The 24,685-nt window shown below is 69.4% G+C and carries 25 protein-coding genes and 5 tRNA genes; 13 read left to right on the top strand and 17 right to left on the bottom strand.

The window, feature by feature from the left end; genetic code table 11:
* Nucleotides 1–28: 28 nt before the first annotated feature.
* On the bottom strand, nucleotides 29–1,039 hold the full coding sequence (locus tag ABKA17_RS05130) for an NAD(P)H-dependent glycerol-3-phosphate dehydrogenase (RefSeq protein WP_353690601.1): 1,011 nt from the start codon (nucleotides 1,037–1,039) through the stop codon (nucleotides 29–31).
* The gene (locus tag ABKA17_RS05125) at nucleotides 1,036–1,812 is read right to left on the bottom strand and encodes a lysophospholipid acyltransferase family protein (RefSeq protein WP_353690600.1); all 777 of its coding nucleotides are present in this window, start codon (nucleotides 1,810–1,812) and stop codon (nucleotides 1,036–1,038) included. The genes ABKA17_RS05130 and ABKA17_RS05125 overlap by 4 nt, the downstream gene beginning before the upstream one ends.
* A gap of 155 nt (nucleotides 1,813–1,967) precedes the next feature.
* Here ABKA17_RS05125 and cofC point away from each other — a divergent pair, with 155 nt between their 5' ends.
* Together cofC and ABKA17_RS05115 are read left to right on the top strand one after the other, a co-directional pair.
* Nucleotides 1,968–2,606 carry a 2-phospho-L-lactate guanylyltransferase gene (gene cofC, locus ABKA17_RS05120; protein ID WP_353690599.1) on the top strand — a complete coding sequence of 213 codons (639 nt, stop codon included), beginning with the start codon at nucleotides 1,968–1,970 and terminating at the stop codon, nucleotides 2,604–2,606.
* Nucleotides 2,607–2,689: 83 nt separating this feature from the next.
* On the top strand, nucleotides 2,690–2,881 hold the full coding sequence (locus tag ABKA17_RS05115) for a hypothetical protein (protein WP_126274561.1): 192 nt from the start codon (nucleotides 2,690–2,692) through the stop codon (nucleotides 2,879–2,881).
* A 72-nt stretch (nucleotides 2,882–2,953) separates the two neighbouring features.
* Here ABKA17_RS05115 and ABKA17_RS05110 read toward each other — a convergent pair whose 3' ends face one another.
* The 4 genes from ABKA17_RS05110 to leuC all read right to left on the bottom strand — a co-directional run bounded on the left by ABKA17_RS05110 (nucleotide 2,954) and on the right by leuC (nucleotide 6,265).
* A complete protein-coding gene (locus ABKA17_RS05110; RefSeq protein WP_353690598.1) occupies nucleotides 2,954–3,607 on the bottom strand; it encodes an HU family DNA-binding protein in 654 nt (217 codons plus the stop codon).
* Between the two features lie 138 nt (nucleotides 3,608–3,745).
* Nucleotides 3,746–3,976 (bottom strand): SCO5555 family protein, encoded by a 231-nt coding sequence (locus tag ABKA17_RS05105; protein WP_079310414.1) that lies wholly within the window; start codon nucleotides 3,974–3,976, stop codon nucleotides 3,746–3,748.
* Between the two features lie 265 nt (nucleotides 3,977–4,241).
* Entirely contained in the window at nucleotides 4,242–4,835 is a 594-nt protein-coding gene (leuD, locus tag ABKA17_RS05100; RefSeq protein WP_353690597.1) for a 3-isopropylmalate dehydratase small subunit, read from the bottom strand.
* A 5-nt stretch (nucleotides 4,836–4,840) separates the two neighbouring features.
* Nucleotides 4,841–6,265, bottom strand: coding sequence for a 3-isopropylmalate dehydratase large subunit (gene leuC, locus ABKA17_RS05095; protein WP_353690596.1), 1,425 nt, complete (start codon nucleotides 6,263–6,265; stop codon nucleotides 4,841–4,843).
* Between the two features lie 190 nt (nucleotides 6,266–6,455).
* Between leuC and ndgR the strand changes: the two genes are divergently transcribed.
* A complete protein-coding gene (gene ndgR / locus ABKA17_RS05090) occupies nucleotides 6,456–7,172 on the top strand; it encodes an IclR family transcriptional regulator NdgR (RefSeq protein ID WP_007384919.1) in 717 nt (238 codons plus the stop codon).
* Between the two features lie 71 nt (nucleotides 7,173–7,243).
* On the opposite strand, the gene ABKA17_RS05085 is transcribed toward ndgR, so the two are convergent.
* A complete protein-coding gene (locus ABKA17_RS05085; protein WP_353690595.1) occupies nucleotides 7,244–7,768 on the bottom strand; it encodes a DUF4188 domain-containing protein in 525 nt (174 codons plus the stop codon).
* Nucleotides 7,769–7,857: 89 nt separating this feature from the next.
* Here ABKA17_RS05085 and ABKA17_RS05080 point away from each other — a divergent pair, with 89 nt between their 5' ends.
* Nucleotides 7,858–8,502 carry a MerR family transcriptional regulator gene (locus ABKA17_RS05080; protein WP_353690594.1) on the top strand — a complete coding sequence of 215 codons (645 nt, stop codon included), beginning with the start codon at nucleotides 7,858–7,860 and terminating at the stop codon, nucleotides 8,500–8,502.
* Nucleotides 8,503–8,556: 54 nt separating this feature from the next.
* On the opposite strand, the gene ABKA17_RS05075 is transcribed toward ABKA17_RS05080, so the two are convergent.
* The 9 genes from ABKA17_RS05075 to ABKA17_RS05035 all read right to left on the bottom strand — a co-directional run bounded on the left by ABKA17_RS05075 (nucleotide 8,557) and on the right by ABKA17_RS05035 (nucleotide 12,557).
* Nucleotides 8,557–8,629, bottom strand: a tRNA-Glu gene (locus ABKA17_RS05075).
* Nucleotides 8,630–8,674: 45 nt separating this feature from the next.
* Nucleotides 8,675–8,746, bottom strand: a tRNA-Gln gene (locus tag ABKA17_RS05070).
* 20 nt (nucleotides 8,747–8,766) lie between these two features.
* Nucleotides 8,767–8,839: transfer RNA gene (locus tag ABKA17_RS05065), tRNA-Glu, on the bottom strand.
* A gap of 62 nt (nucleotides 8,840–8,901) precedes the next feature.
* A tRNA-Glu gene (locus ABKA17_RS05060) sits at nucleotides 8,902–8,974 on the bottom strand.
* A gap of 41 nt (nucleotides 8,975–9,015) precedes the next feature.
* Nucleotides 9,016–9,087, bottom strand: a tRNA-Gln gene (locus ABKA17_RS05055).
* A gap of 91 nt (nucleotides 9,088–9,178) precedes the next feature.
* Nucleotides 9,179–9,910, bottom strand: a complete 732-nt coding sequence (locus tag ABKA17_RS05050) for an HAD family hydrolase (RefSeq protein ID WP_353690593.1) — start codon at nucleotides 9,908–9,910, stop codon at nucleotides 9,179–9,181.
* Nucleotides 9,911–10,001: 91 nt separating this feature from the next.
* Nucleotides 10,002–11,486 (bottom strand): glutamate--tRNA ligase, encoded by a 1,485-nt coding sequence (gltX, locus tag ABKA17_RS05045; protein WP_353690592.1) that lies wholly within the window; start codon nucleotides 11,484–11,486, stop codon nucleotides 10,002–10,004.
* The gene (locus ABKA17_RS05040) at nucleotides 11,470–12,255 is read right to left on the bottom strand and encodes a fumarylacetoacetate hydrolase family protein (RefSeq protein WP_353690591.1); all 786 of its coding nucleotides are present in this window, start codon (nucleotides 12,253–12,255) and stop codon (nucleotides 11,470–11,472) included. The genes gltX and ABKA17_RS05040 overlap by 17 nt, the downstream gene beginning before the upstream one ends.
* Before the next feature lie 116 nt (nucleotides 12,256–12,371).
* Entirely contained in the window at nucleotides 12,372–12,557 is a 186-nt protein-coding gene (locus tag ABKA17_RS05035; protein WP_353690590.1) for a hypothetical protein, read from the bottom strand.
* 582 nt (nucleotides 12,558–13,139) lie between these two features.
* Here ABKA17_RS05035 and ABKA17_RS05030 point away from each other — a divergent pair.
* From ABKA17_RS05030 to ABKA17_RS04990, 9 genes are all read left to right on the top strand, one after another.
* The gene (locus tag ABKA17_RS05030; RefSeq protein WP_353690589.1) at nucleotides 13,140–16,853 is read left to right on the top strand and encodes a sensor histidine kinase; all 3,714 of its coding nucleotides are present in this window, start codon (nucleotides 13,140–13,142) and stop codon (nucleotides 16,851–16,853) included.
* 9 nt (nucleotides 16,854–16,862) lie between these two features.
* Entirely contained in the window at nucleotides 16,863–17,276 is a 414-nt protein-coding gene (locus ABKA17_RS05025; RefSeq protein WP_003973453.1) for a roadblock/LC7 domain-containing protein, read from the top strand.
* Between the two features lie 111 nt (nucleotides 17,277–17,387).
* Nucleotides 17,388–17,783 carry a DUF742 domain-containing protein gene (locus tag ABKA17_RS05020; RefSeq protein ID WP_030611532.1) on the top strand — a complete coding sequence of 132 codons (396 nt, stop codon included), beginning with the start codon at nucleotides 17,388–17,390 and terminating at the stop codon, nucleotides 17,781–17,783.
* On the top strand, nucleotides 17,764–18,339 hold the full coding sequence (locus ABKA17_RS05015; RefSeq protein WP_046258886.1) for a GTP-binding protein: 576 nt from the start codon (nucleotides 17,764–17,766) through the stop codon (nucleotides 18,337–18,339). The genes ABKA17_RS05020 and ABKA17_RS05015 overlap by 20 nt, the downstream gene beginning before the upstream one ends.
* A gap of 379 nt (nucleotides 18,340–18,718) precedes the next feature.
* Nucleotides 18,719–22,024: a sensor histidine kinase gene (locus tag ABKA17_RS05010; RefSeq protein ID WP_353690588.1), complete on the top strand. Its 3,306-nt coding sequence runs from the start codon at nucleotides 18,719–18,721 to the stop codon at nucleotides 22,022–22,024.
* Between the two features lie 10 nt (nucleotides 22,025–22,034).
* Nucleotides 22,035–22,448, top strand: a complete 414-nt coding sequence (locus tag ABKA17_RS05005) for a roadblock/LC7 domain-containing protein (RefSeq protein ID WP_003993185.1) — start codon at nucleotides 22,035–22,037, stop codon at nucleotides 22,446–22,448.
* Nucleotides 22,449–22,545: 97 nt separating this feature from the next.
* On the top strand, nucleotides 22,546–23,121 hold the full coding sequence (locus tag ABKA17_RS05000) for a DUF742 domain-containing protein (protein ID WP_353690587.1): 576 nt from the start codon (nucleotides 22,546–22,548) through the stop codon (nucleotides 23,119–23,121).
* The gene (locus ABKA17_RS04995; protein WP_026248371.1) at nucleotides 23,102–23,683 is read left to right on the top strand and encodes a GTP-binding protein; all 582 of its coding nucleotides are present in this window, start codon (nucleotides 23,102–23,104) and stop codon (nucleotides 23,681–23,683) included. The genes ABKA17_RS05000 and ABKA17_RS04995 overlap by 20 nt, the downstream gene beginning before the upstream one ends.
* 80 nt (nucleotides 23,684–23,763) lie before the next feature.
* The gene (locus ABKA17_RS04990) at nucleotides 23,764–24,432 is read left to right on the top strand and encodes a DUF6193 family natural product biosynthesis protein (protein WP_353690586.1); all 669 of its coding nucleotides are present in this window, start codon (nucleotides 23,764–23,766) and stop codon (nucleotides 24,430–24,432) included.
* A gap of 26 nt (nucleotides 24,433–24,458) precedes the next feature.
* Here the strand turns inward: ABKA17_RS04990 and ABKA17_RS04985 are convergent, their stop codons facing one another.
* On the bottom strand, nucleotides 24,459–24,653 hold the full coding sequence (locus tag ABKA17_RS04985) for an acyl-CoA carboxylase subunit epsilon (protein WP_353690585.1): 195 nt from the start codon (nucleotides 24,651–24,653) through the stop codon (nucleotides 24,459–24,461).
* Nucleotides 24,654–24,685: the final 32 nt, after the last annotated feature.

Here is a 24,685-nt window from a genome sequence, read left to right as displayed (position 1 = left end):
CGATACAGCGTCGCTCGACCGGCGTCGCTCAGCGTCGTTCGGGCTTCGCGCTGCGCGACATCAGCTCCTTGACGGCGACCACCGGAGGCTTGCCCTCGTGCACGATGGCGACGACCGTCTCGGTGATCGGCATGTCGACGCCGTGCCGACGGGCCAGATCCAGCACGGACTCACAGGACTTGACGCCCTCGGCGGTCTGCTTGGTGACCGCGATGGTCTCCTGCAGGGTCATGCCCTTGCCGAGGTTGGTGCCGAAGGTGTGGTTGCGGGACAGCGGCGAGGAGCAGGTCGCCACCAGGTCGCCCAGACCGGCGAGTCCGGAGAACGTCAGCGGGTCGGCGCCCATCGCGGCGCCCAGTCGCATCGTCTCGGCGAGACCGCGCGTGATGAGCGAGCCCTTGGTGTTGTCGCCGAGCCCCATGCCGTCCGCGATGCCGACGGCGAGCCCGATGACGTTCTTCACGGCACCGCCCAGCTCGCAACCGATCACGTCCGTCTCGGTGTACGGCCTGAAGTACGGCGTGTGGCAAGCCGCCTGGAGTTTTCGGGCCACCGACTCGTCGGTGCACGCGACGACCGCGGCGGCCGGCATCCGGGCGGCGATCTCGCGCGCGAGGTTGGGTCCGGTGACCACGGCGATGCGGTCGCGGCCGACCTTGGCGACGTCCTCGATCACCTCGCTCATCCGCATGGCGGAGCCGAGTTCGACGCCCTTCATCAGCGAGACGAGCACCGTGTCGGGCGCGAGCAGCGGCACCCACTCGGCGAGGTTGCCGCGCAACGTCTGCGAGGGGATGGCGAGAACGGTGAAGTCGGCGTCGCGCGCGGCCTCCGCGGCGTCGGTCGTCGCCCGCAGGTTCGCCGGGAGTTCGACGCCGGGCAGGTAGTCCGGGTTGGTGTGCGTGGAGTTGACCGCTTCCGCGAGTTCGGCGCGACGGCCCCACAGGGTGACCTCGCAGCCCGCGTCGGCGAGCACCATGCCGAAGGCGGTGCCCCACGATCCGGTGCCGAAGACGGCCGCCTTGACGGACTTGCTCACTTGCTCCGCCCTTCTTCCTGCTCGACCTTCGGCTGAGTCTGCGCGGAGGTCCTGCGCCGCTGCTCGATCCGCTCCTGGCGCGGGTCGTAAGGTGACTCGGGCGCCTTCGCGCCGCGGATCTCCTCCAGCTGGCGGGTGACCGCGGCCATGATGACCTCGGTCGCCTCCTTCAGGAGTTCCGGGCTCATCTCCCGGTCGTAGAAGCGCGAGAGGTCCACCGGGGGGCCCGCGAGGACGTGCGAGGTCTTGCGGGGACGGAGGTTGAGCTTCTTGGCGTACGGCGGCAGCAGTTCGTTGGCGCCCCACTGCGCGACCGGGATCACCGGGCACTTGGTCTGCAGGGCCACGCGCGCGGCGCCGGTCTTGCCGGTCATGGGCCACTGGTCGGGGTCCCGGGTGATGGTGCCCTCGGGGTAGAAGGCGACGCACTCGCCGCGTTCCACGGCGTCGATCGCGGCCCGGAAGGCGCTCAGCGCGTCGGTGGTCTCGCGATAGACGGGGATCTGTCCGGTGCCGCGCATCATGGCGCCGATGAATCCCTTGTTGAAAAGACCACTCTTCGCGAGGAATCGCGGAACGCGGCCGGTGTTGTACTGAAAGTGCGCGTAGGCGAAGGGATCGATGTGCGAATTGTGGTTCACCGCGGTGATAAATCCGCCGTCGGCCGGAATGTTCTCCATTCCGCGCCAGTCCCGCTTGATCAGAACCACCAGCGGCGGTTTGGCGATCACCGCTGCGAGGCGGTACCAGAAGCCGATTCTGCGGCGGGGCACGCGGACACCTTCCTCTAGGGCCTTGAGGGCCGCACAAGTGTCGCCCCAGGCCGCCGGTCTGTCGAGAACACCGTACGCCTAGCGGCGACGGCCGCCAGATGGGCGAGGTGACGGCTGAGTGACAATGCTCGCGACAAGAGAGGGACGGAACGCTCGTGCAGTGGACCTTGGTCATACCCCTGAAGCCCCTGGCGCGGGCCAAGAGCAGGCTCTCGGACACCGCCGCCGACGGACTGCGTCCGGGCCTGGCCCTCGCCTTCGCCCAGGACACGGTGGCAGCGGCGCTGGCCGGCCCCGCCGTCGGGGATGTGGCGGTCGTCACGGACGACGCCCTGGCCGCACGGGAGCTGGCCGCCCTGGGCGCCCGAATCGTCCCCGGCGAGCCGAGAGGGGGCCTGAACGCGGCTTTGGCGTACGGCGCCGAAGTGGTCCGCGCCGCGCACCCGGAAAGCGCGGTGGCGGCCCTGAACGCCGATCTGCCGGCCCTGCGCCCCCTGGAATTGGCCCGGGTACTGGATGCGGCCGCCGAATTCCCGCGCGCTTTTCTCCCGGACGCCGCCGCAATAGGCACGACCTTGCTGGCGGCCCGACCGGGCCAGGAATTGCACCCGCTCTTCGGCACGGATTCCCGGGCCCGGCATCGGGCGTCGGGGGCGGTGGAGCTGCGCCTCGCCGGGGTGGATTCGGTCCGCCAGGACGTGGACACGGGCGAGGACCTGCGGGTGGCGCTGGCACTGGGGGTGGGCCCGCAGACGGCGGCTGCGACGGCGGGACTGTTGATCGGGGGTCAATAGGAGCGCCCCGAAGGGGCGCGGGGAACTGCGCGACCAGCCACGACGCGACCCGCACCCGACGACAACCCATTACCCTGGCGCCCATGCAGGCCACCGCTTACACCTACGACGCCGAGACCCGCACCGGCAGCGTCCTCCTGGACGACGGCACCCCCGTCCCCTTCGACGCCCCGGCGTTCGACGCGGGCGGCCTCAGGCTCCTGCGCCCCGGCCAGCGGGTACGCATCGAACTGGAAGACTCCAAGGTCACCCTCGTGACCCTGCAGACCTTCTGACCTCCCCCTGAACACGCCGCGGGCCGGACTCCACAACGGAGTCCGGCCCGGCGCGTGAGTACCGCTGCGCCCCTACCTCTTGCGGGCGGTGGCCTTCTTGGCGGTGGTCGTGCGAGCCGTCGACTTCTTGGCGGGGGCCTTCTTGGCCGTCGCCTTCTTCGCCGGGGCCTTCTTGGCCGTCGCCTTCTTGGCGGTGGTCTTCTTCGCGGCGGTGGTCTTGGCGGCGCCCGTGGTCTTCTTGGCCGTCGTCTTCTTCGCCGTGGTCTTCTTCGCGGTCGCCGTGGTCTTCTTGGCGGTCGTCTTCTTCGCCGTGGTCTTCTTCGCGGCGGCGGTCGCCCGCTTCGCCGGGGCGGCCTTCTTCGCGGCGGCCTTCTTGACCGTCGCGGAAGCTCCGCCGGTCAGGCTGCCCTTGGGGGCCTTCTTGACGGCCACGTCGTTCTTCGGGAGCTTCTTCGTGCCGCTCACCAGGTCCTTGAAGCCCTGGCCCGCACGGAAGCGCGGAACGGAGGTCTTCTTGACCCGAACCCGCTCGCCCGTCTGGGGGTTGCGGGCGTACCGGGCCGGACGGTCGACCTTCTCGAACGAACCGAAGCCGGTGACCGAGACCCGGTCCCCCGCCACGGTCGCGCGGACGATGGCGTCCAGGACCGCGTCGACCGCTTCGGCGGCCTGCTGGCGGCCACCGACCTTGTCGGCAATCGCTTCTACGAGCTGCGCCTTGTTCACGTCTTCCCCTTCGGAGACATTGCCCGAACGAAACTGTTCAAGCTTTTTCGCACGTTAGGCAGATATATACCGCAAATCAAACACGAAACGGGCTTATCACCCTTGTGCCGCAACGGTTTCGGCTGTCTCGGACTTGTCTCAGCGTTCCTCTTCGGGGAATCGACCCGCGTCGAGGTCCGCCGTGAAGGCCTCCAGACGCCTTGCCGCATCGGCGAGATCGTGCTTGGCCGCGGCCGTAATGACCAGCAGCTTCCGGGTCAGCGCCATCCGTACGCCCTCCGGGACTTGCAGTGCGCGCACTCTTGTGTGCGCTTCCTTGAGTTGGTCCGCGACTGCCGCATAGAGCTCGAGTTGGCCGTCGTGTTCCATGCACAGATTGTGCCATCTGGGGCGAGTTGTCGCCTGCTCAGGGTGCAACTGCCGCCTCAAACGGCCTTCCGGGCGTTTGCGGAAGTCACGGTTACATCAGTCGCGTACCCCGGCAACACCCGTCCTAACGTGGGAAGTTGAGGACGGTCACGGGTGCGCGCAGGGCCGTTCGGGTGCAGACACAGCCGTACCCCCGATCGGGCTGATCGGGGGTACGGCGGGGGTGTTGCGGTGGCCTGAATTCGACCTGTTGGACGGCTCCGGGTCAGACCTCGAGCGTCCGCGGCTTGTACGAGGGGCGCTTGGCCTCGTAGGCGGCGATGTCGTCCGCGTTCTGGAGGGTGATGGAGATGTCGTCCAGCCCGTTCAGCAGCCGCCAGCGGGAGTTCTCGTCCAGCTCGAAGCTCGCGGTGATGCCTTCGGCGCGCACCTCGCGGGCCTCGAGGTCGACCGTGATCTCGGCCTCGGGGTCCTTCTCGGTGAGCTCCTGGAGCGCGTCCACGATCTTCTGCTCCAGAACCACCGTGAGCAGGCCGTTCTTGAGCGAGTTGCCGCGGAAGATGTCGGCGAACCGGGAGGAGATGACGGTCTTGAAGCCGTAGTTCTGCAGCGCCCACACGGCGTGCTCACGGGAGGAGCCGGTGCCGAAGTCGGGGCCGGTGACCAGGACGGTCGCGCCCTTGCGCTCGGGCTGGTTGAGGATGAATTTCTCGTCCTTGCGCCAGGCCTCGAACAGCCCGTCCTCGAAACCGTCCCTGGTCACCTTCTTGAGCCAGTGAGCAGGGATGATCTGGTCGGTGTCGACGTTGGAGCGGCGCAGCGGGACGGCCCGGCCGGTGTGCGTGGTGAATGCTTCCATGACTCTCAGACTCCAGCGGCGACAGGGGCGTCGGACAGGTCGGCGGGCGAGGCCAGGTGGCCCAGCACGGCGGTCGCGGCGGCGACCTGCGGCGAGACCAGGTGCGTACGGCCGCCCTTGCCCTGCCTGCCCTCGAAGTTGCGGTTGGAGGTGGACGCGGAGCGCTCACCGGGGGCCAGCTGGTCGGGGTTCATGCCCAGGCACATCGAGCAGCCCGCGTGCCGCCATTCGGCGCCGGCGTCCTTGAAGACGACGTCCAGGCCCTCGGAGACGGCCTGCAGACCGACCCGCGCGGAGCCGGGGACGACCAGCATCCGTACGCCGTCGGCGACTTTGCGGCCCTTGACGAGCTCGGCGGCGGCGCGCAGGTCCTCGATGCGGCCGTTGGTGCACGAACCTACGAAGACGGTGTCCACCTTGATGGAGCGCAGCGGCTGACCGGCCTCCAACCCCATGTATTCCAGGGCCTTTTCGGCGGCGAGGCGCTCCGAAGCGTCTTCGTACGAAGCAGGATCGGGGACGTTCGCCGAAAGCGGCGCGCCCTGGCCGGGGTTGGTACCCCAGGTGACGAACGGCGACAGCGACGCGGCGTCGATGACGACCTCGGCGTCGAACTCGGCGTCCTCGTCCGTCTTCAGGGTCTTCCAGTACGCGACGGCGGCGTCCCAGTCCTCGCCCTTGGGGGCGTGCGGACGGCCCTCGAGGTAGTCGAAGGTGGTCTGGTCGGGGGCGATCATGCCCGCGCGGGCGCCGGCCTCGATCGACATGTTGCAGATGGTCATGCGGGCTTCCATCGAGAGCTTCTCGATGGCGGAACCGCGGTACTCCAGGACGTAGCCCTGGCCGCCACCCGTACCGATCTTGGCGATGATCGCCAGGATCAGGTCCTTGGCGGTGACGCCGTCGGGCAGCTCGCCGTCGACCGTGATGGCCATGGTCTTCGGGCGGACCAGCGGCAGCGTCTGGGTGGCCAGCACGTGCTCCACCTGGGAGGTGCCGATGCCGAACGCCAGACCGCCGAAGGCGCCGTGCGTGGAGGTGTGGGAGTCGCCGCAGACGACCGTCATACCGGGCTGGGTCAGACCCAGCTGCGGGCCGACGACGTGCACGACGCCCTGCTCGACGTCGCCCAGCGGGTGCAGCCGCACACCGAACTCGGCGGCGTTCTTGCGCAGCGTCTCCAGCTGGACGCGGGAGACCGGGTCCGCGATGGGCTTGTCGATGTCGAGGGTCGGGGTGTTGTGGTCCTCGGTGGCGATGGTCAGGTCGAGCCGGCGCACCTGGCGACCGCTCTTGCGCAGACCGTCGAAGGCCTGCGGGCTGGTCACCTCGTGCAGCAGGTGCAGATCGATGAAGAGGAGGTCGGGCTCGCCCTCGGCGCGCCGGACGACGTGGTCGTCCCAGACCTTCTCCGCGAGTGTCCTACCCATCGCTTTCCCTCCGGCCGGCAAAGGTGCGCCGACCCAACTAGAGATCTTCAGGAAGCGGCGCCCGTGCCCCCTGATGTCCGGGCAGCCGCCGCCAGGCCCGTTGGTCCGCGGGCCGCTGTGTATCCAAGGGTTGCGCGTCTCACGAAAAAAGGAACTTGCGTTTCACAGAGTGAGACGTGAGTATCGTTTCATGGACAACAGTAGCGGCGTCGGCGTCCTGGACAAGGCAGCCCTTGTCCTGAGCGCCCTGGAGTCCGGTCCGGCCACCCTCGCGGGTCTGGTCGCGGCAACCGGACTGGCACGACCCACGGCTCACCGGCTGGCCGTGGCCTTGGAACACCACCGTATGGTGGCGCGCGACATGCAGGGGCGTTTCATTCTCGGCCCCCGCCTCGCGGAACTGGCCGCGGCCGCGGGTGAGGACCGTCTCCTCGCCACCGCGGGGCCGGTGCTCACACATCTGCGCGACATCACGGGCGAGAGCGCGCAGCTCTACCGCCGCCAGGGCGACATGCGCATCTGCGTCGCCGCGGCCGAGCGCCTGTCCGGACTGCGGGACACCGTCCCGGTCGGCTCGACGCTCACCATGAAGGCCGGCTCCTCGGCCCAGATCCTGATGGCCTGGGAGGAGCCCGAGCGCCTGCACCGCGGCCTCCAGGGCGCTCGCTTCACCGCGACCGCCCTCTCGGGCGTACGACGCCGGGGCTGGGCCCAGTCCATCGGCGAGCGCGAGCCGGGCGTCGCGTCCGTCTCCGCGCCCGTACGCGGCCCCTCCAACCGTGTGGTGGCCGCCGTCTCGGTCTCCGGCCCCATCGAGCGCCTGACCCGCCACCCCGGCCGTATGCACGCCCAGGCGGTCATCGACGCCGCCGCCCGCCTCTCCGAGGCCCTGCGCCGCACAGGCTGACACCGGGACACGACAGCGGGAAGGACCTGCCTCAACGCCGCGGCAGGCCCTTCCCGTCCCCCGATCCCCCGTCACCTGGCTTCTTCGGCCACCTTCGCCTTCGCCGACCGGTGCGCGAACCGGTCCTTCGCGGTGCGCCCCCGCCGCTCCAGCGGCACCTGACCAAGCGCCGCCGCCAGCCCGAAGGCCGGCATGTCGAAGTAGATCGACTCGTACGAGCCCTCGGGCACGACGTACGCCTCGTGCCACAGGCCCACGTGCCGCCCGAGCTTCCCCTTCTTCTCCTTGCGGTTGAGCGCCGCCCACGCCCGGCGGTGGAACATGTCCGGCGCGTGCGCGTAGGCGTACAGCTTCTCCTTGGACTCCCAGTACTGGACGACGTAGTACGTCCGCGGCGAGGCCGTCATCAGCACATGGCTGAGCAGTCCGCGCTCGGGCGCCTTCTGCAGCTCGCGCAGCATGCGCGGCATGCCCACGAAGACCGGGAGCCACTGGTGCACGGCCCAGAAGTGGTTGATGCGCATGCCTATCAGCAGGACGACCACATCGCCCTCGGCGTCCGCGGTGGTGCGACCCGGTACCGGCTTGGCGAACATGTCGAGCCCCCGTCTCCCCTGTCGGATAGCGCCACTATCCTTCTGAGTGATGCTTGGATAGTGGCACTCCCCAAGGAAGGGCGCAAGACATGCGGCTGGCTGAACTGAGCGAGCGCAGCGGGGTGTCCACCGCGACGATCAAGTACTACCTGCGCGAAGGGCTGTTGGCGCCCGGCCGGCAGATCAACACGACCACGGCCGAGTACGACGAGGAGCATCTGCGCCGGCTGCGGCTGATCCGCGCGATGATCCAGGTCGGCCGGGTCCCGGTGGCGACGGTCAGGGAGGTACTGGCGCACGTCGACGACGACTCGCTGCCCCGAGCCCTCCGCCTCGGCTCCTCGGTCTGGGCGCTCCCGCAGGTACCGGAGCCTGACGCGGACGACGAGTTCGTACAGGGCGCGAAGGTCGCGATGGAGGAGTTGCTCAGCACGCTGGGCTGGTCCAACGCGCAGTCCCTCGCCCCCCTCTCCCCCTCCTTCCGCTCCCTGGTCGTGGCGGCGGCGGCACTGCGTCGGCTCGGCTACGAGTGGAGCCTCGAAAGCCTCGTGCCCTACGCCCGGTTGATGTACCAAGTGGCGGAGCTGGACATGGAGTTCATGGAGTCCCATGTGTCGGAGGCCGAGAAGGCGGAGGTCGCGGTGCTGGGCGTCGTACTCGTCGAGCCGATGCTCCAGGCGCTGCACCGGCTGGCACAGGAGGAGGAGTCGACGCGGCGGTACGGCTTCGAGTAGGCCCCGCGAGCACGACGAAGGCCCCCCACCGAAGTGGAGGGCCTTCACTCTGCGTACCCCCGACCGGATTCGAACCGGCGCTACCGCCTTGAGAGGGCGGCGTGCTAGGCCGCTACACAACGGGGGCCCTAGCGATCCTGCATGCGTTTGACTTACAACGCCGCAGGTCGAGCTGGTCTACCTGGACTCGAACCAAGAATGACGGTACCAGAAACCGTAGTGTTGCCAATTACACCATAGACCAATGTGGTTTAGACCACTCAGTACCCCCGACCGGATTCGAACCGGCGCTACCGCCTTGAGAGGGCGGCGTGCTAGGCCGCTACACAACGGGGGCCCTAGCGATCCTGCATCGATGATGGTGGGAGCTACCCGAGCCACCTTCGCGGGAAGGATCTGTACCCCCGACCGGATTCGAACCGGCGCTACTGCCTTGAGAGGGCAGCGTGCTAGGCCGCTACACAACGGGGGCTTTGCGGAATTGATCTCCGCGGCGCAGATGAGCTCTGCGAGCTGGCCTACCTGGACTCGAACCAAGACTAACTGAACCAGAATCAGTCGTGCTGCCAATTACACCATAGGCCACTGGAACGCAAGCCCCGAGGGGGATCTTGTTCTAGTTTCGCGCTGTGGGTTTCCGGCCTCTCGGCCCGCTCCCCTCGGCGCAGGAAGAACATTACCCGAAGGTGGACGGGGCTCCAAAACGGGTATCCGCGCCGAGGATCGTGGGGAGTTCGGCGAGGGTGGCGATCCGGTGGAGGCCGATGGGGGCGTCGGCGGCCACGTGGACGCCGTCCCGGTCGATCCAGAAGGAGCGCAGGCCGGCCTCGGCGGCACCGCGGCCGTCGATCTCCGGGTGGTCCCCGACATAGGCGACCTGTTCGGGGGCGAGCTCCAGGGCCTCGCAGGCCGCGTGGAAGGCGCCGGCCTCCGGCTTGGAGACGCCGAGTTCGGCGGCGCACAGGACGGCCTCGAAGCGGTCGTACACACCCAGGGCGCGCAGCTTGCGGTCCTGAACGTGGATGCTGGAGTTGGAGAGCACGGCGTGCCGGTGGCTGGCGGCGAGGGCGTCGAGGACCGGCAGGACGTCCGGGAAGAGGGCCCAGACGGTCTCGTAGTGCGCGATGTACCGCTCGAACCAGGCGTCGGCCTCGGCGTCGGTCAGCTCCGCGTCCAGGAACACCCGTACGCGGTCCCGGCGCTGGCCCTGGAAGTCGACCTCTCCCGCCGAGAACCGCGCCCACTGGACGTCGGTGATCTCCCGCCAGCGCACGATGGCCTGTTCGACCGACTCGTGACGGTCCAGGAGTCCCTCGGCCGCGAGGTGCAGCCGCATTCCGGCGCGGTCGGCACCGGTGTAGTCGAAGAGGGTGTCGTCGACGTCCCAGACCACGGCCAGAATGCTCATGATCCGACGGTAACCCGGCAGTTGCCGCTCTGTCCGGGGTACGGCGACGGGGCGGCCCCGGGGGGTCCGGGGGCCGCCCCTCACATGTGCGTCAGGCGGCGAGCTTCGCCAGGGCCGCGTCGATCCGGGCCAGCGTCGTCTCCTTGCCCAGGACCTCCAGGGACTCGAAGAGGGGCAGGCCGACCGTGCGGCCGGTGACGGCCACGCGGACCGGCGCCTGGGCCTTGCCGAGCTTGAGGCCGTGGGCCTCGCCGGCGGCCAGGACGGCCTCCTTGAGGGACTCGGCCGAGGTCCAGTCCGCGGACTCCAGCTTCGCGCGGGCGGTCGTCAGAAGGGCGTCGGAGCCCTCCTTCATCGCCTTGGTCCAGGACGCCTCGTCGAAGGCCGGCTCCGCCAGGAACAGGAAGTCGACGTTGTCCGTGATCTCCGACAGGACCTTCAGCCGGGTCTGGGCGTGCGGGGCGATCGCGTGCCACTTGGACTCGTCGAAGTCCTCCGGGGCCCAGGGGGCGAACGGGGCCCGGAGCCACGGGGCGCAGCGCTCGGTGAAGTCCTTCACGTCCAGCAGGCGGATGTGGTCGGCGTTGATCGCCTCGCACTTCTTCAGGTCGAAGCGGGCCGGGTTGGGCTGGACGTCCGCGATGTCGAAGGCCGCGACCATCTCGTCGATGGTGAAGATGTCCTTGTCCGCCGAGAGCGACCAGCCGAGCAGGGAAAGGTAGTTGAGCAGGCCCTCGGGCAGGAAGCCGCGCTCGCGGTAGAGGTTGAGCGACGACTCCGGGTCGCGCTTCGACAGCTTCTTGTTGCCCTCGCCCATGACGTACGGGAGGTGCCCGAACTGCGGGGTGTCCTTGGCGATGCCGAGCTCGATCAGCGCCTTGTACAGGGCGATCTGGCGGGGCGTCGACGACAGCAGGTCCTCGCCGCGCAGGACGTGGGTGATCTCCATCAGGGCGTCGTCGACGGGGTTCACGAGCGTGTAGAGGGGCGCTCCGTTGGCTCGTACGATCCCGTAGTCCGGCACGTTCTCCGGCGTGAAGGTCAGTTCGCCGCGGACCAGGTCCGTGAAGGTGATCGTCTCGTCGGGCATGCGGAAGCGGACGATGGGCTCGCGGCCCTCGGCCTGGTACGCCTCGACCTGCTCGGCGCTCAGGTCGCGGCAGTGGCCGTCGTAGCCGGAGGGCTTGCCGGCGGCGCGGGCGGCCTCGCGGCGCTCGTCCAGCTCCGCCTGGGAGCAGTAGCAGCGGTAGGCGTGGCCGGCGTCCAGGAGCTTGGCGGCGACGTCCTTGTAGAGGTCCATCCGCTGCGACTGGCGGTACGGCGCGTGCGGGCCGCCGATCTCGGGGCCCTCGTCCCAGTCGAAGCCCAGCCAGCGCATCGAGTCGAGCAGCTGGTCGTACGACTCCTCGGAGTCGCGGGCCGCGTCGGTGTCCTCGATGCGGAAGACGAGCGTGCCCTGGTGGTGCTTGGCGAACGCCCAGTTGAACAGGGCGGTGCGGACCAGGCCCACATGGGGGTTACCGGTGGGCGAGGGACAGAAACGTACGCGGACGGGTGCGCTAGCCACGCTTGACAACCTTGTTGGTGAGAGTGCCGATGCCTTCGATGGTGACGGCGACCTCGTCGCCGACGGTGAGCGGCCCCACGCCTGCCGGGGTGCCCGTGAGGATCACGTCGCCGGGGAGCAGCGTCATGGCCTCGGAGATGTTGACGATCAGATCCTCGATGCCGTGGATCATCTCGCTGGTGCGGCCGAGCTGGCGCTGCTCGCCGTTGACGGTGAGCTGGATCGTCAGGTCGGAGGCCGTTTCCAGGTCCAGGCCCGTCTCCACCCAGGGGCCCAGCGGGCAGGAGCTGTCGAAGCCCTTCGCACGCGCCCACTGCTTCTCGCGCTTCTGGACGTCACGGGCGGTGATGTCGTTCGCGCAGGTGTAGCCGAAGATCACGTCCTTGACGCGTTCGCGCGGGACCTCGCGGCACATCCGGCCGATGACGACGGCCAGTTCGGCCTCGTGGTGGACGTCCGCGGAGAAGGACGGGTACTGGATCTCGTCGCCGGGGCCGATCACCGAGGTGGAGGGCTTGAAGAAGGCGAACGGGGCGTCGGGGACCTCATTGCCGAGCTCGCGCGCGTGCTCGGCGTAGTTGCGGCCGAAGGCGACGACCTTGTTGGGGAGCACCGGCGGCAGCAGCCGGACCTTGCTCACCGGGACCTTCGTACCCGAGAGCTCGAAGTCCGCGAACGGGATGCCCTTGATGATGTCGAGGACGAGCTCCTCGGGCTTGTCGCCCTCGACCGCGCCGAAGGCGACGTTCCCGTCGATGGAGAATCTGGCGATGCGCACGGGATCCTTGCGCCCCTCACTTGAGCCGTCTGGAGTCTGACGCTCCAGGCTAACGCGGCAAGGTGCGGGCGCCTCGCGCATTGGCGCGGGCGCCCTGAGGGTCGTACGACTGTGATCTACTCGGCGGTGGCGGGGACCGGGATCTCCATCAGGACCGTGCGGCGCGGGTTGGCCGTCTGGGTCGGGAGGTCGACGGAGTGCTCCGGGAGCTCCGGGGTCTGCAGGTCGTCGGCGTCCTCGAGGTGCGCCAGCGTCGTGCGCCGCGGATTGGCTATGTTGCGGAACATCATCGTCGTCTTCACGGTTGTACGGAACCTTGTCGTCGTCGGGCCTCGGGCGGGCGCGGGTTTACAGAGCGTGAGTTCTTGTAAAGCGTCAGGCTAAACATTCAATTCCCCCCGATGGACGCGAAGACCCCATGATCCGCGTGTGAGTTTGCTCACGAGTCTGGACACAAACCGGTCAATTCAGACCCGCAACTCACCCCAACGAAACGGACATTGACCCCCTGAAGCCACCATTCCGCTCCTGATCATGGCGACTGGGACACCCCTCGCGCCGGGGGGATCCGTATGGTTACGTCCAGTTCGAGCTGGTTCACTTTCTACGTCTCGTAACGCGCCCCTCACGTGCTGTCACGGAAGTCACAGCCTGGCCTACGGCCCTTGTTGGAGATCCGGCACTGTGCTGGAATCTCACGGACCGCCGCAGGAACGAGCCGGCGCACAGGGGGCGCACCGCGCGCCGGGTGGCGGCGAGAAGGGGGAGCCAGCGCCGGTCACTCACGACCACCGGGGGGCGTAATTCAGGACGCCCCCTAGTACGCCGACACCGTGTCCCTCCGTTCAAGCGGAGGGGTGCCTGGTCCAGAGGTTGCGACGCTAGTGCAGGGACGTTTCAAGAGGGATGGCAGCGCTTCGGCGGAGCCGGAGCCGCACGGCGGGACTGGCCCCATGAAAGGCGGCTCCGCGCCCCAGCACGCCCAGAACCAGGGCCCGGCGGCCTCCTCCGGCGACGGAGGCGACCGCTCCGGACGCCCCGGCTCGGCGTCCTCGGGACCCGCGAACCCCGCGGCCCCGTCGGTGAAGCCGCCGAAGGGCCCGAGCGGTCCCGGCGCACGAATAGCGCTGCGCAACTGGCGTATCTCCACGCGTCTGGTCTCGCTGCTCGCGCTCCCCGTGGTCGCGGCCACCTCGCTGGGCGCGCTGCGCATCAGCGACAACATGGACGACATCCAGCAGCTCGAGAACATGAAGCTGCTGACGGACATGACCAAGCAGGCGACGGCGCTGGCCGACGCGCTCCAGGCGGAGCGCGACCAGTCGGCCGGACCGCTGGCACACGGCTCCAGCGCGACCGACTACACGATCAAGGGCCTGCGGGACAAGACCGACCGCGCCAGGGAAGACTTCGTCGACGCCTCCGAGGAGATCGACGACAGCAACGACGGCAGCCTCCAGGGCATCCGCGAGAACCTGGTGCTGCTCGTCCACAACCTGAGCGACATCGAGCAGGTCCGTAACTCCGCGTACGAGTCCAAGGGCAACTCCACCCAGACGGTGGAGGCGTACCACCGGCTCATCACGCAGCTGCTCGGTCTGTCGCAGGACATGGCGCAGGCGACCAGCAACCCCGAGATGATCCAGCGCACGCGTGCCCTGGCGGCCTTCTCCGCCGCCAAGGAGTACGCCTCCGTGCAGCGCGCGGTCCTCGCCGCGGCCCTGCCCGCGAACAAGAGCGAATTCGGCGACCTCTCCGAGAACGACCGCCTCTACGGCCAGTCGGCGTTCGAGAACGAGGAAGCCGACACCAAGAGCTTCGTCGCGATCTACGGCAAGAGCAGCGGCGCCGCCGAACTGCTCGACCCGATCAGCGACAACAACGCCACCATCGAGTCCGCCGAGACCTACGCCAGCCGGGCCCTGCGGTCCGAGGACGGTCTGGACAACCTGGACAAGCGGTCGTACAAGGACTGGCTGGACGACAGCTCGACCAAGATCGACCAGATGGGCAAGATCGAGCACACGCTGCTCGAGGAGATGGAGCAGAAGGCCCGCGAGCTGCGCAACGAGTCGGAGCAGGAAGCCATCATCTCCGGTGTGCTGATCCTGCTCGTGCTCGGCATCTCGCTGGTCGGCGCCTTCGTCGTCGCCCGGTCCATGATCCGCTCGCTGCGCCGCCTCGAGGAGACCGCCACCAAGGTCGCCCAGGACCGGCTGCCGGAGCTGGTCAAGGCGCTGTCCGAGTCCGACCCGCAGGACGTCGACACCTCCGTGGAGTCGGTCGGTGTGCACTCCCGGGACGAGATCGGCCGAGTGGCCGCGGCCTTCGACGACGTGCACCGCGAGGCGGTCCGCCTCGCCGCCGAGCAGGCCCTGCTGCGGGGCAACGTCAACGCGATGTTCACCAACCTCTCGCGCCGCTCCCAGGGTCTTATCCAGCGCCAGCTGTCGCTGATCTCCGAGCTCGAGTCCCGTGAGGCCGACCCGGACCAGCTGTCCTCGCTGTTCAAGCTGGACCACCTCGCGACCCGTATGCGCCGTAACGGTGAGAACCTCCTCGTCCTCGCGGGTGAGGAGCCCGGCCGCCGCTGGACCCGCCCGGTCCCGCTGGTCGACGTGCTCCGCGCCGCGGCCTCCGAGGTGGAGCAGTACGAGCGCATCGAGCTGGCCTCGGTGCCGACCACCGAAGTGGCCGGCCGTGTGGTCAACGACCTCGTGCACCTCCTCGCCGAGCTGCTCGAGAACGCGACCTCGTTCTCCTCGCCGCAGACCAAGGTCAAGGTCACCGGTCACGCCCTGCCCGACGGCCGGGTGCTGATCGAGATCCACGACACCGGCATCGGCCTCTCCCCCGAGGACCTCGCCGCGATCAACGAGCGGCTCGCCTCGCCGCCCACCGTGGACGTCTCCGTCTCCCGGCGCATGGGTCTGTTCGTGGTCGGCCGGCTGTCCCAGCGACACGGCATCCGCATCCAGCTGCGCCCGTCCGACTCCGGTGGTACGACCGCGCTGGTCATGCTGCCCGTCGACGTCGCCCAGGGCGGCAAGAAGCCGCAGCCGAAGCCCGGTCAGGGTGCCGGTGGCGCCCCGTCCGCCGCGCAGGCGGCCGCCGGTGTGGCCGCGGCCCGCCGTGGCCCCGGTCAGCAGGGCGGTTCGCTCGGCGCGGGTGCGCCCGCCGGTGGCGGTGTCCTCGGTGCCGGTGCGCAGCCCGGTGGCCGGCTCAGTGCCGGTCAGGGGCCGCGGGCCGCACTGCCGGGCACGGGCAACGGTGGTCGTCCGGGTGCGCCGGGTGGCGCGCGCGGTCCCCAGTCGCCGTCCGCTCCCCCGCAGGGCCGGCCTTCCCCGGCCGGTGCGGGCGCCGGGTTCGGCGGTCAGGCGCCGGGTGCCCCGCAGGGTCTCCAGGCCGCGGGCACGTCCGCGCCGCAGGACGCCTTCGGTGGCGGGCGCGGTCCTGTACCGCCGCAGCAGTCCGCCGCTCCGGGCGGCTCGGGCAACGAGCAGCAGGGTCGTCGCCGTGGGCGTCAGCTCCCGGGCCGTGGCGGTCCGCGGGCCGAGCTGCCCGGCGGCAACCCGCAGCAGCCGCGTACGCCCAGCTGGAGCGACGAGAACGCGCAGCCGCAGATCTCGCACGCCTCGCTGGACGCCCCGCGCGGCCATGACGAGCAGGACCCCTCGCAGACGTCCCGGATGCCGCGGATCGACGACCGGCAGGGTCCGGGCGCGACCACCGAGATGCCCGCGATCCCGCGCTCCGACGGCCGCCAGGGTCCCGGCTCCACCTCGGAGTTCGCCCGCCCCGACTTCGACACGCCGCAGAACACGGGCCAGTTCGCCCGCTCGGACTTCGACGCCCAGCAAAGCGGCACCGGTTCGTTCGTCCGCCCGGACGTCTTCGGCACCCCGGGACAGAACAGCCCCTCCACGACGGGCCAGTTCGCGGCTCCGCAGAGCTACGACAACGGCTCCACAGGCCAGTTCCCGATGCCGGGCCAGAACCCGCAGCACACCGGTCAGTTCGAGCGGCCGCAGACGAACGGTGGACGTGGTCCCGCCGATTTCGGCGCCCCGCTTCCCCCGGTCCCGCAGCGTCCGCAGCGCCCCACCCGTCAGGAGCCCGAGGCACTGCCGCCGGCGCCGGGCGGGGGCGACGGACGGACGCCGCTGTACGACACCCTGGAGACCAACTGGTTCCACGGTCAGCAGGGCCAGCAGGATCACCAGGACCAGCAGGGCAACGTTCCGGCGCAGACTCCGCAGGCGCCGCAGACCCCTGCCGCTCCCCCGCAGCGTCCGGCGGCCAACGCCGGCTGGCGCAGTTCGCCGAACGACGACCTCGTCCGGCAGGCAGAGCGCGTCCGGCAGCCGGCCGCGGGCGGAGTCACCACCTCCGGCCTGCCGCGCCGGGTGCCCCGGGCGAACCTCGTCCCGGGCACGGCTCAGCAGCAACAGCACCAAAGCGGTCCGGCGGTCTCGCGTGCGCCTGATGACGTGCGCGGTCGTCTGACCAATCTCCGTCGGGGTATCGCGCAGGGTCGTCAGGCCGGCACAGGCCAGACGGGCAGCTTCCCGAGCCCCACTCACCAGCAGGAGCGTTAGTTGAGCCCGATGAGCCAGGCGGCACAGAACCTCAACTGGTTGATCACCAACTTCGTGGACAACACCCCCGGGGTGTCCCACACCGTCGTCGTGTCCGCCGACGGCCTTCTGCTGGCGATGTCCGAGGGTTTCCCGCGGGACCGTGCCGACCAGCTGGCGGCCGTCGCGTCGGGTCTGACCTCGCTGACGGCCGGGGCCTCCCGGATCTTCGAGGGCGGCAACGTGGCACAGACGGTCGTCGAGATGGAGCGGGGATTCCTGTTCCTGATGTCCGTCTCGGACGGCTCGTCCCTGGCCGTGCTCGCGCACCCCGAGTGCGACATCGGCCTCGTCGGCTACGAGATGGCGTTGCTCGTCGACCGCGCGGGGGCAGTGCTCACGCCCGATCTCCGCGCCGAACTACAGGGCAGTCTGCTTCACTGACCGGCCCCGGCTCCACCCGTCTCACCAAATCACCGTCCGGCCGCCACAATCCCCCCACCGGCCATGTCAGACGGCTTGACTGACCGACTTGCTGTCCCGCCCGGAGGATTCATGACCCCGCCCACCGCCTCTCATGATCCGTACGCGGAGCCGTACGAGGATGAGGGCGACCAGCCGCTGGTACGTCCGTACGCGATGACCGGCGGCCGGACCCGGCCGCGCTACCAGCTCGCCATAGAGGCCCTGATCAGCACCACGGCCGACCCGGCAGCACTCATGGGCCTGCTCCCGGAGCACCAGCGCATCTGCCACCTGTGCCGCGAGGTGAAGTCGGTGGCCGAGGTGTCGGCGCTGCTGGCGATGCCGCTCGGCGTGGCCCGCATCCTCGTCGCGGACCTCGCCGAGGCGGGTCTCGTCGCCATCCACCAGCCGGGCGGCGACGAGAGCACCGGCGCTCCGGACGTGACACTGCTCGAAAGGGTGCTCAGTGGACTTCGCAAGCTCTGACGGAGGCCGGGCGACCACCTCCGCGAAGATCGTGGTGGCCGGCGGCTTCGGCGTCGGCAAGACCACGTTCGTGGGCGCCGTCTCCGAGATCAACCCGCTGCGCACCGAGGCCGTGATGACCTCGGCGAGCGCGGGGATCGACGACCTCACGCACACCGGAGGCAAGACGACCACCACGGTCGCCATGGACTTCGGCCGTATCACCCTGGACCAGGACCTGATCCTGTACCTCTTCGGTACGCCCGGTCAGGACCGCTTCTGGTTCATGTGGGACGACCTGGTGCGGGGCGCCATCGGCGCGATCGTGCTGGTGGACACCCGCCGTCTCGCCGACTGCTTCCCCGCGGTCGACTACTTCGAGAACAGCGGTCTGCCGTTCGTCGTCGCGCTCAACGGCTTCGAGGGGCACCAGCCGTACGCTCCCGAGGAGGTGCGCGAGGCGCTCCAGATCGGTCCGGACACCCCGATCATCACCACGGACGCCCGGCACCGCTCGGATGCGAAGAGTGCCCTGATCACGCTGGTGGAGCACGCCCTCATGGCACGGCTGCGGTAGCACTCAAATCGTCCGTGCCATACGGAAGTTGTCGTAGACGCCCCGGAGCCGGCTGTGGCCTTTGACACGGTCGGCCCCGGTGTTCATAACGTTTCGGCAGAGGAATCGGGTGGTATGGCCACGCGTCGTTGCCAACCGGTCTCACTGCGCTCACAAAGGCCCCGTCATTTGACGGGGCTCGCTCTTTATGACCGTTTTATCTAGGGCTTACAACGGCGTGCTCCGTACTCTTCCCATGTTTGGAGGACCGTAGCCCGCCATGCTGGAATGCCTGAACTGCCCAATAGTCAAAGACGTACTCACTAGTCGATGGCGCACTGGGCTCTGAGAGACTGCGGCACAACGTTGGTGCCGACCCCGCCGGAAGGTTGTTGGTCGAGTGAGGCGAAGCAAGAACGGTCCCGAGCCGTCGGCCCGGGGCAACTTCACCCCGCCGCCGCGCGGAGCGGCGCCCGCCCCTGTGCCCGGTTCGGAACCGACGGCCGCTCCCGCTCCGAGCGGCGGCCGTCTCTCCCCGCGCAACTGGCGCGTGCCGACGCGGCTGAACGCGATCCTGCTCATACCCGTGCTGGTCGGCCTCGTCATGGGCGGCTTCCAGGTGAAGAGCTCGATCGACACCTGGCAGCAGGCCGAGGACGCGGAGAAGACCGCCCGCCTGGTCCGGGCCGCCCTGACCTACGGCGACGCCCTCTACAACGAGCGTGACACCACCGCCGCCCCGCTGCTCCAGGGCCTGGGCGAGGACGACAAGACGGTGGTCGCCGCCCGCAAGGCCACGGACACCGCCGCCGACGCCTTCGACGAGGCCGCGCAGAACATGCCGCAGACCGCGGGCCTGGAGCGCCGCCTCCAGATCTTCCGCAAGGTGGAGCCGAACCTCCAGAAGCTGCGCGCGGCCGCGTACACCACGAAGCTCCGAGGTGTGCAGACCGAAGAGGGCTACGTCGAGGTCGCGCACCCCTTGATGGAGTTCTCCAACGAGCTCGGTCTCGGCACCGGAAACATCACCAGCTACGGCCGTACCGTCTACGCGATCGCGCTGACCAAGGCCTCGCTGTCGCTCGAGCGCTCCATCGGCATGCACCTGCTGATCAAGCCGGGCCCCGAGGACGCGGACTTCGCCGCCCAGCGCACCGCGCTCACCTCGTACGCCTACCTCGAGGGCATCGCCATCGAGGAGTACATCGGCGGTGGCACCGAGGCCGACGCACAGAAGCTCACGACCCTGCGGAAGCAGGCCACGGCGGACGGCGCGGCGATGGCCCAGCAGGCCAAGCAGAAGAACCCGGACTACGTGCCCCCGCCGTCCGACACGGTCACGATGGTCAAGTACATCGGCTCGCTGGCCTCCACGGACAAGGCCGAGCGGGACGCGATCGCCACGAAGGGTGTCACCGCCGAGAACTGGTGGGCGGTCAACACCCTCAAGTACAAGGCCTACCGCACCATCGAGTCCGACATGGCCGACAAGGCGGTGGACGAGGCCGCGAGCATCGCCGACGACGCCAAGCAGGACGCCCTGATCACCGGTGCCGCCGTCGTGGTCGCGCTGCTCGCCGCGTTCATCCTGGCCGGCATGGTGGCCCGCCAGATGTCCCGCTCGATGCGCCAGCTGCGCAACGCCGCCTTCGGTATCGCCGAGCAGCGGCTGCCGATGCTGGTCGACCAGCTCTCCCGCACCGACCCCGGTCGCGTGGACACCCGGGTCGCGCCGATCCCGATCAACTCGACCGACGAGATCGGCGAGGTCGCCCGCGCCTTCGACCAGGTCCACCGCGAGGCCGTCCGGCTCGCCGCCGAGCAGGCTCTCCTGCGAGGCAACATCAACGCGATCTTCACCAACCTGTCGCGCCGCAACCAGTCGCTGATCGAGGGCCAGCTGACCCTGATCACCGACCTGGAGAACAACGAGGCCGACCCGGACCAGCTGGAGAACCTCTTCCGCCTGGACCACCTCGCGACCCGTATGCGCCGCAACGGCGAGAACCTCCTGGTCCTCGCCGGCGAGGAGCCCGGCCGCCGCTGGGACCAGCCGGTCCCGATGATCGACGTGCTGCGCGCCGCCTCCTCCGAGGTGGAGCAGTACGAGCGCATCGAGCTCTCCGGCGTCCCGGAGGCCGAGATCCACGGCCGTGCCGTGACCGACCTCGTGCACCTGCTGGCCGAGCTCCTGGAGAACGCCACCACGTTCTCCTCCCCGCAGACCAAGGTCCGCGTCACCGCGACCCGCCTCCCCGACGGCCGCGTGATGATCGAGATCCACGACAAGGGCATCGGCCTCACCGCCGAGGACTTCGCGGACATCAACCACAAGCTGGCCAACCCGCCGACCGTGGACGCCGCGATCTCGCAGCGCATGGGTCTGTTCGTGGTCGGCCGGCTGTCCGACCGGCACGGCATCCGCGTCCAGCTGCGCCCCTCGGGCGAGCAGGCCGGTACGACCTCGCTGGTCATGCTGCCGGACGCGATCACCCACGGTGGTGGCGGCGAGCAGCAGCCGGCCGCCGACGAGTTCACCGTCTCGCAGATCATCCCGGAGCAGGGGTACCAGGGCGAGGACTTCAACAACGGCCTGCCGATGCGTACGGCCGCGGAGCTCGGCTTCGACGACAGCCGCTACACCGAGGTCCCGGACGACATACGCGAGCTGGACCCGGTGGGCCGCTCCCTCATGCGTGAGGAGCGCCGCGCGGCCCTGGAGGCCCAGACCCACGGCCAGCCGTCGCTGGAGGGCCCCGAGGGCCAGTCGTACGCCGAGTCCTTCGACGGTGGTCAGCCGACCGGCTACGACAACGGCCACGGCGGCTTCCAGCAGCCCTCGGGCTACGAGGGGCAGCAGCAGTCGCCGTACGCCGAGCCGCAGCGCGCCGCGTACGAGGAGCCGCAGCAGGCGTCGTACGACGAGCAGTACTTCGCGCCGAACGGCGGGGTGCCGCAGAACGACACCTTCGCGCCCGGCGGCGGATACCCCGAGCCGACCGCGCCCGCGTATCCGGAGCCGGTGCAGGAGGCGCCCGCGGGTGCCCACTCCGCCGTACCGGACTCGATTCCGGCGTTCGAGGAGCGGCGTTACCAGGACGACTGGCCGCAGCAGGACGCGTACCAGAACGGGTACCAGGACCAGTACGCTCCCGAAGCGGAATCCGTGCAGGCCGCTGACGTGAACGAGCGTGAGCGCGTAGGCTTCGACCGTCCGGGACCGGCCCCGTCGGCCGCCCACGACCTGACCGAGGCAGGGCTTCCCCGCCGCGGATCCGGCGGGGGCGGAGCGAGTGGCGCGGCCGTTGCGAACGGTACGAACGGCACGGGCACCAAGACCGACATGTTCGGCACCCGGCGTGTGAGCCAGGAGCCGTCGACCTCCGCACCGGAGAGCAACGGCCACGGCAACGGCGACTGGCGCTCGGCCAACGACGAGCGCTGGCAGCAGGCTTCGGCGCTCAAGAAGCCCAAGGCGGGCGGGGTCACCTCCTCCGGTCTGCCGCGGCGGGTACCCAAGGCCAACCTGGTCGAGGGAGCCGCCGAAACCACCCCCCAGGGGGGCCCACAGGTCTCCCGCGCTCCCGAGGACGTCCGAGGCAGGCTGAGCAATCTGCGCCGCGGAGTCCAGCGGGGCCGCAACGCAGGCAGTGAAACGAACGGCCAGGGCCTCGGTCCTGACAGCACCTACAACCAGGAGCGTTAGTGTGAGCCCGATGAGCCAGGCGGCGCAGAACCTGAACTGGTTGATCACCAACTTCGTGGACAACACCCCGGGGGTGTCCCACACGGTGGTGGTCTCCGCCGACGGACTCCTTCTGGCGATGTCCGAAGGCTTTCCGCGCGACCGTGCCGACCAGCTTGCGGCCGTCGCCTCCGGTCTGACCTCTCTGACCGCGGGTGCCTCGCGGATCTTCGAGGGTGGCGCCGTGAACCAGACGGTTGTGGAGATGGAGCGGGGATTCCTCTTCATCATGTCCGTATCCGACGGTTCCTCGCTCGCGGTCCTCGCACATCCGGAGGCGGACATCGGCCTCATCGGGTACGAGATGGCCCTTCTGGTGGACCGTGCCGGTACGGTCCTGACGCCCGATCTGCGTGCGGAGCTCCAGGGCAGCCTGCTCAACTGACAGACAGACGGTGCGTTTTGGCGTCCCGGGGCCGTAAGGTTTCGGGACGCGGCTCCACAGAGATGCGGTGCCCGGCACAGTCGGAGGAGGAGAGAAAGTGGCAACACCCCCAGGCGGTTCATCTGGTAATTGGTCGTACGGCCCTGGCCAGGGCCAGAACGACGGCGGCCAGAACCCGAACCGTTACAACTTCCCCTCCGCACCGAGCCATCGGCAGCCGTACGCGCCCCAGGGCCCCGGCCCCTCGCCGTACGACCAGCCGTCGGCACCGCGCATCCAGCCCGTGCAGCCACAGCGACGTGCCCCTGAGCCGGCGCCCGCAGGGGCGTCGAACAACCCCTTGGTGCGCCCGTACGCCATGACCGGCGGCCGGACGCGCCCCCGCTACCAGCTCGCCATCGAGGCGCTGGTGCACACCACCGCGCAGCCGCACCAGATGCAGGGCCAACTGCCCGAGCATCAGCGGATCTGCAACCTCTGCCGGGAGATCAAGTCGGTGGCCGAGGTCTCGGCCCTGCTGACCATCCCTCTCGGCGTGGCCAGGATCCTCGTCGCCGACTTGGCGGAGGCGGGCCTGGTCGCCATTCATCAGCCCGGCGGCGACGAGAACGCCGGCGGCCAGCCAGACGTGACACTGCTCGAAAGGGTGCTCAGTGGACTTCGCAAGCTCTAGCGGCGGTCCTTCCCGCTCCACCACCTCGGCGAAGATCGTGGTGGCGGGTGGCTTCGGCGTGGGCAAGACCACGTTCGTCGGGGCCGTTTCGGAGATCAACCCGCTGCGCACCGAGGCCGTCATGACGTCCGCTTCCGCGGGCATCGACGACCTCACCCACACCGGAGACAAGACCACCACCACGGTGGCCATGGACTTCGGTCGTATCACCCTGGACCAGGACCTGATCCTGTACCTCTTCGGTACGCCCGGTCAGGACCGCTTCTGGTTCATGTGGGACGACCTGGTGCGCGGCGCCATCGGCGCGATCGTCCTCGTCGACACGAGGCGCCTCGCCGACTGCTTCCCCGCGGTCGACTACTTCGAGAACAGCGGCCTGCCGTTCGTGATCGCCCTCAACGGCTTCGACGGCAACCAGCCGTACAACCCGGACGAGGTCCGCGAGGCCCTTCAGATCGGCCCGGACACCCCGATCATCACCACGGACGCCCGCCACCGCGCGGACGCCAAGTCGGCGCTCATCACGCTGGTGGAACACGCCCTGATGGCACGCCTCCGCTAGGAACGACGCGCGACGGCCCCTGCGACTCCCCCGGGAGACGCGGGGGCCGTTCTGCTACCCGGATTCGAGGGCGGAGGGTCATGACGACCGACGGACAGGCCGCCGAAGCGGCGGAGCTGGTCCGGCACCTGGAACGAATCGCACGGGCCGAGGGTGTCGATCTGGGTCGGATCCGAGCCGTGGCCGGGCAGTACACCGGTGCCGAGGTGGACGCCGAGCGCGGTGCGGTCTTCGTGTACCCGCGCCCGGAGCGGACGTTCCAGGTGCGGATCGCGCTGCACCGCGTCTTCGCCTGGTCGGAGGGGTGGACGGACGACCTCGTCGCGACCGTGCGGGTGGCGGATCTCTGGCGCCGCGGCGCCCGTCTTCGGGAGCTCAACGAGCGGTTCCCGTTCATGAGTTGGAGCGCGCTGGCACAGGGGTTCGAGGACGGTGACCCGGCGGCTGCCAAGTGGCGCGAACTCCTGGGCAGTGACTGGCACTTGCCCGATCGCCCGTTGCTCAGCGCCGGTCACGCCCACCCCGAACTGCGGGCGTTCTACCCGGACATGAGCCACGGCAGCCTGATGCTGTGCCGCCGACCGTTCGAGTTCGAATCAGGGCTCGCGAAGATCATGCCGCTCGACGAGGACCGCTACCGGGTGTCCATGCTGCCTGCCGGGTTCCGACGTGAGGTGTCGTCGCTCGCTGTGGCGCTGGAGCTCGCGGCGCGGTGGTTCAGGGAAACGGAAACCCCGCCCTCCCGGTAGGGAGAGCGGGGCCGTCGGAGCTTGGGTCAGTGCCAGCTGTGCGGGGCGCGGAAGCCGCCCTCGCGCTCCAGGCGGCGCCAGCCGGCCCTGGGGCGGCCGTGGTGGGGCTGGTCGGTTGCGGCCGGCTGGGCGGCGGCTCGGGCGAGGAGGATGGCCGTGATGGCGGCGACTTCCTCGGGCTCGGCGTGGCCCTTCTCGACGCGGATGTCAGGGGAGTTCATAGGTCTCAGTCTCCGTGAGAGAGGTTTCCGCA

Origin of the sequence: Streptomyces sp. RG80 (assembly GCF_040446465.1) — a bacterium.
Lineage (GTDB): Bacteria > Actinomycetota > Actinomycetes > Streptomycetales > Streptomycetaceae > Streptomyces.
This window is presented reverse-complemented; position numbering and strand designations above follow the sequence as displayed.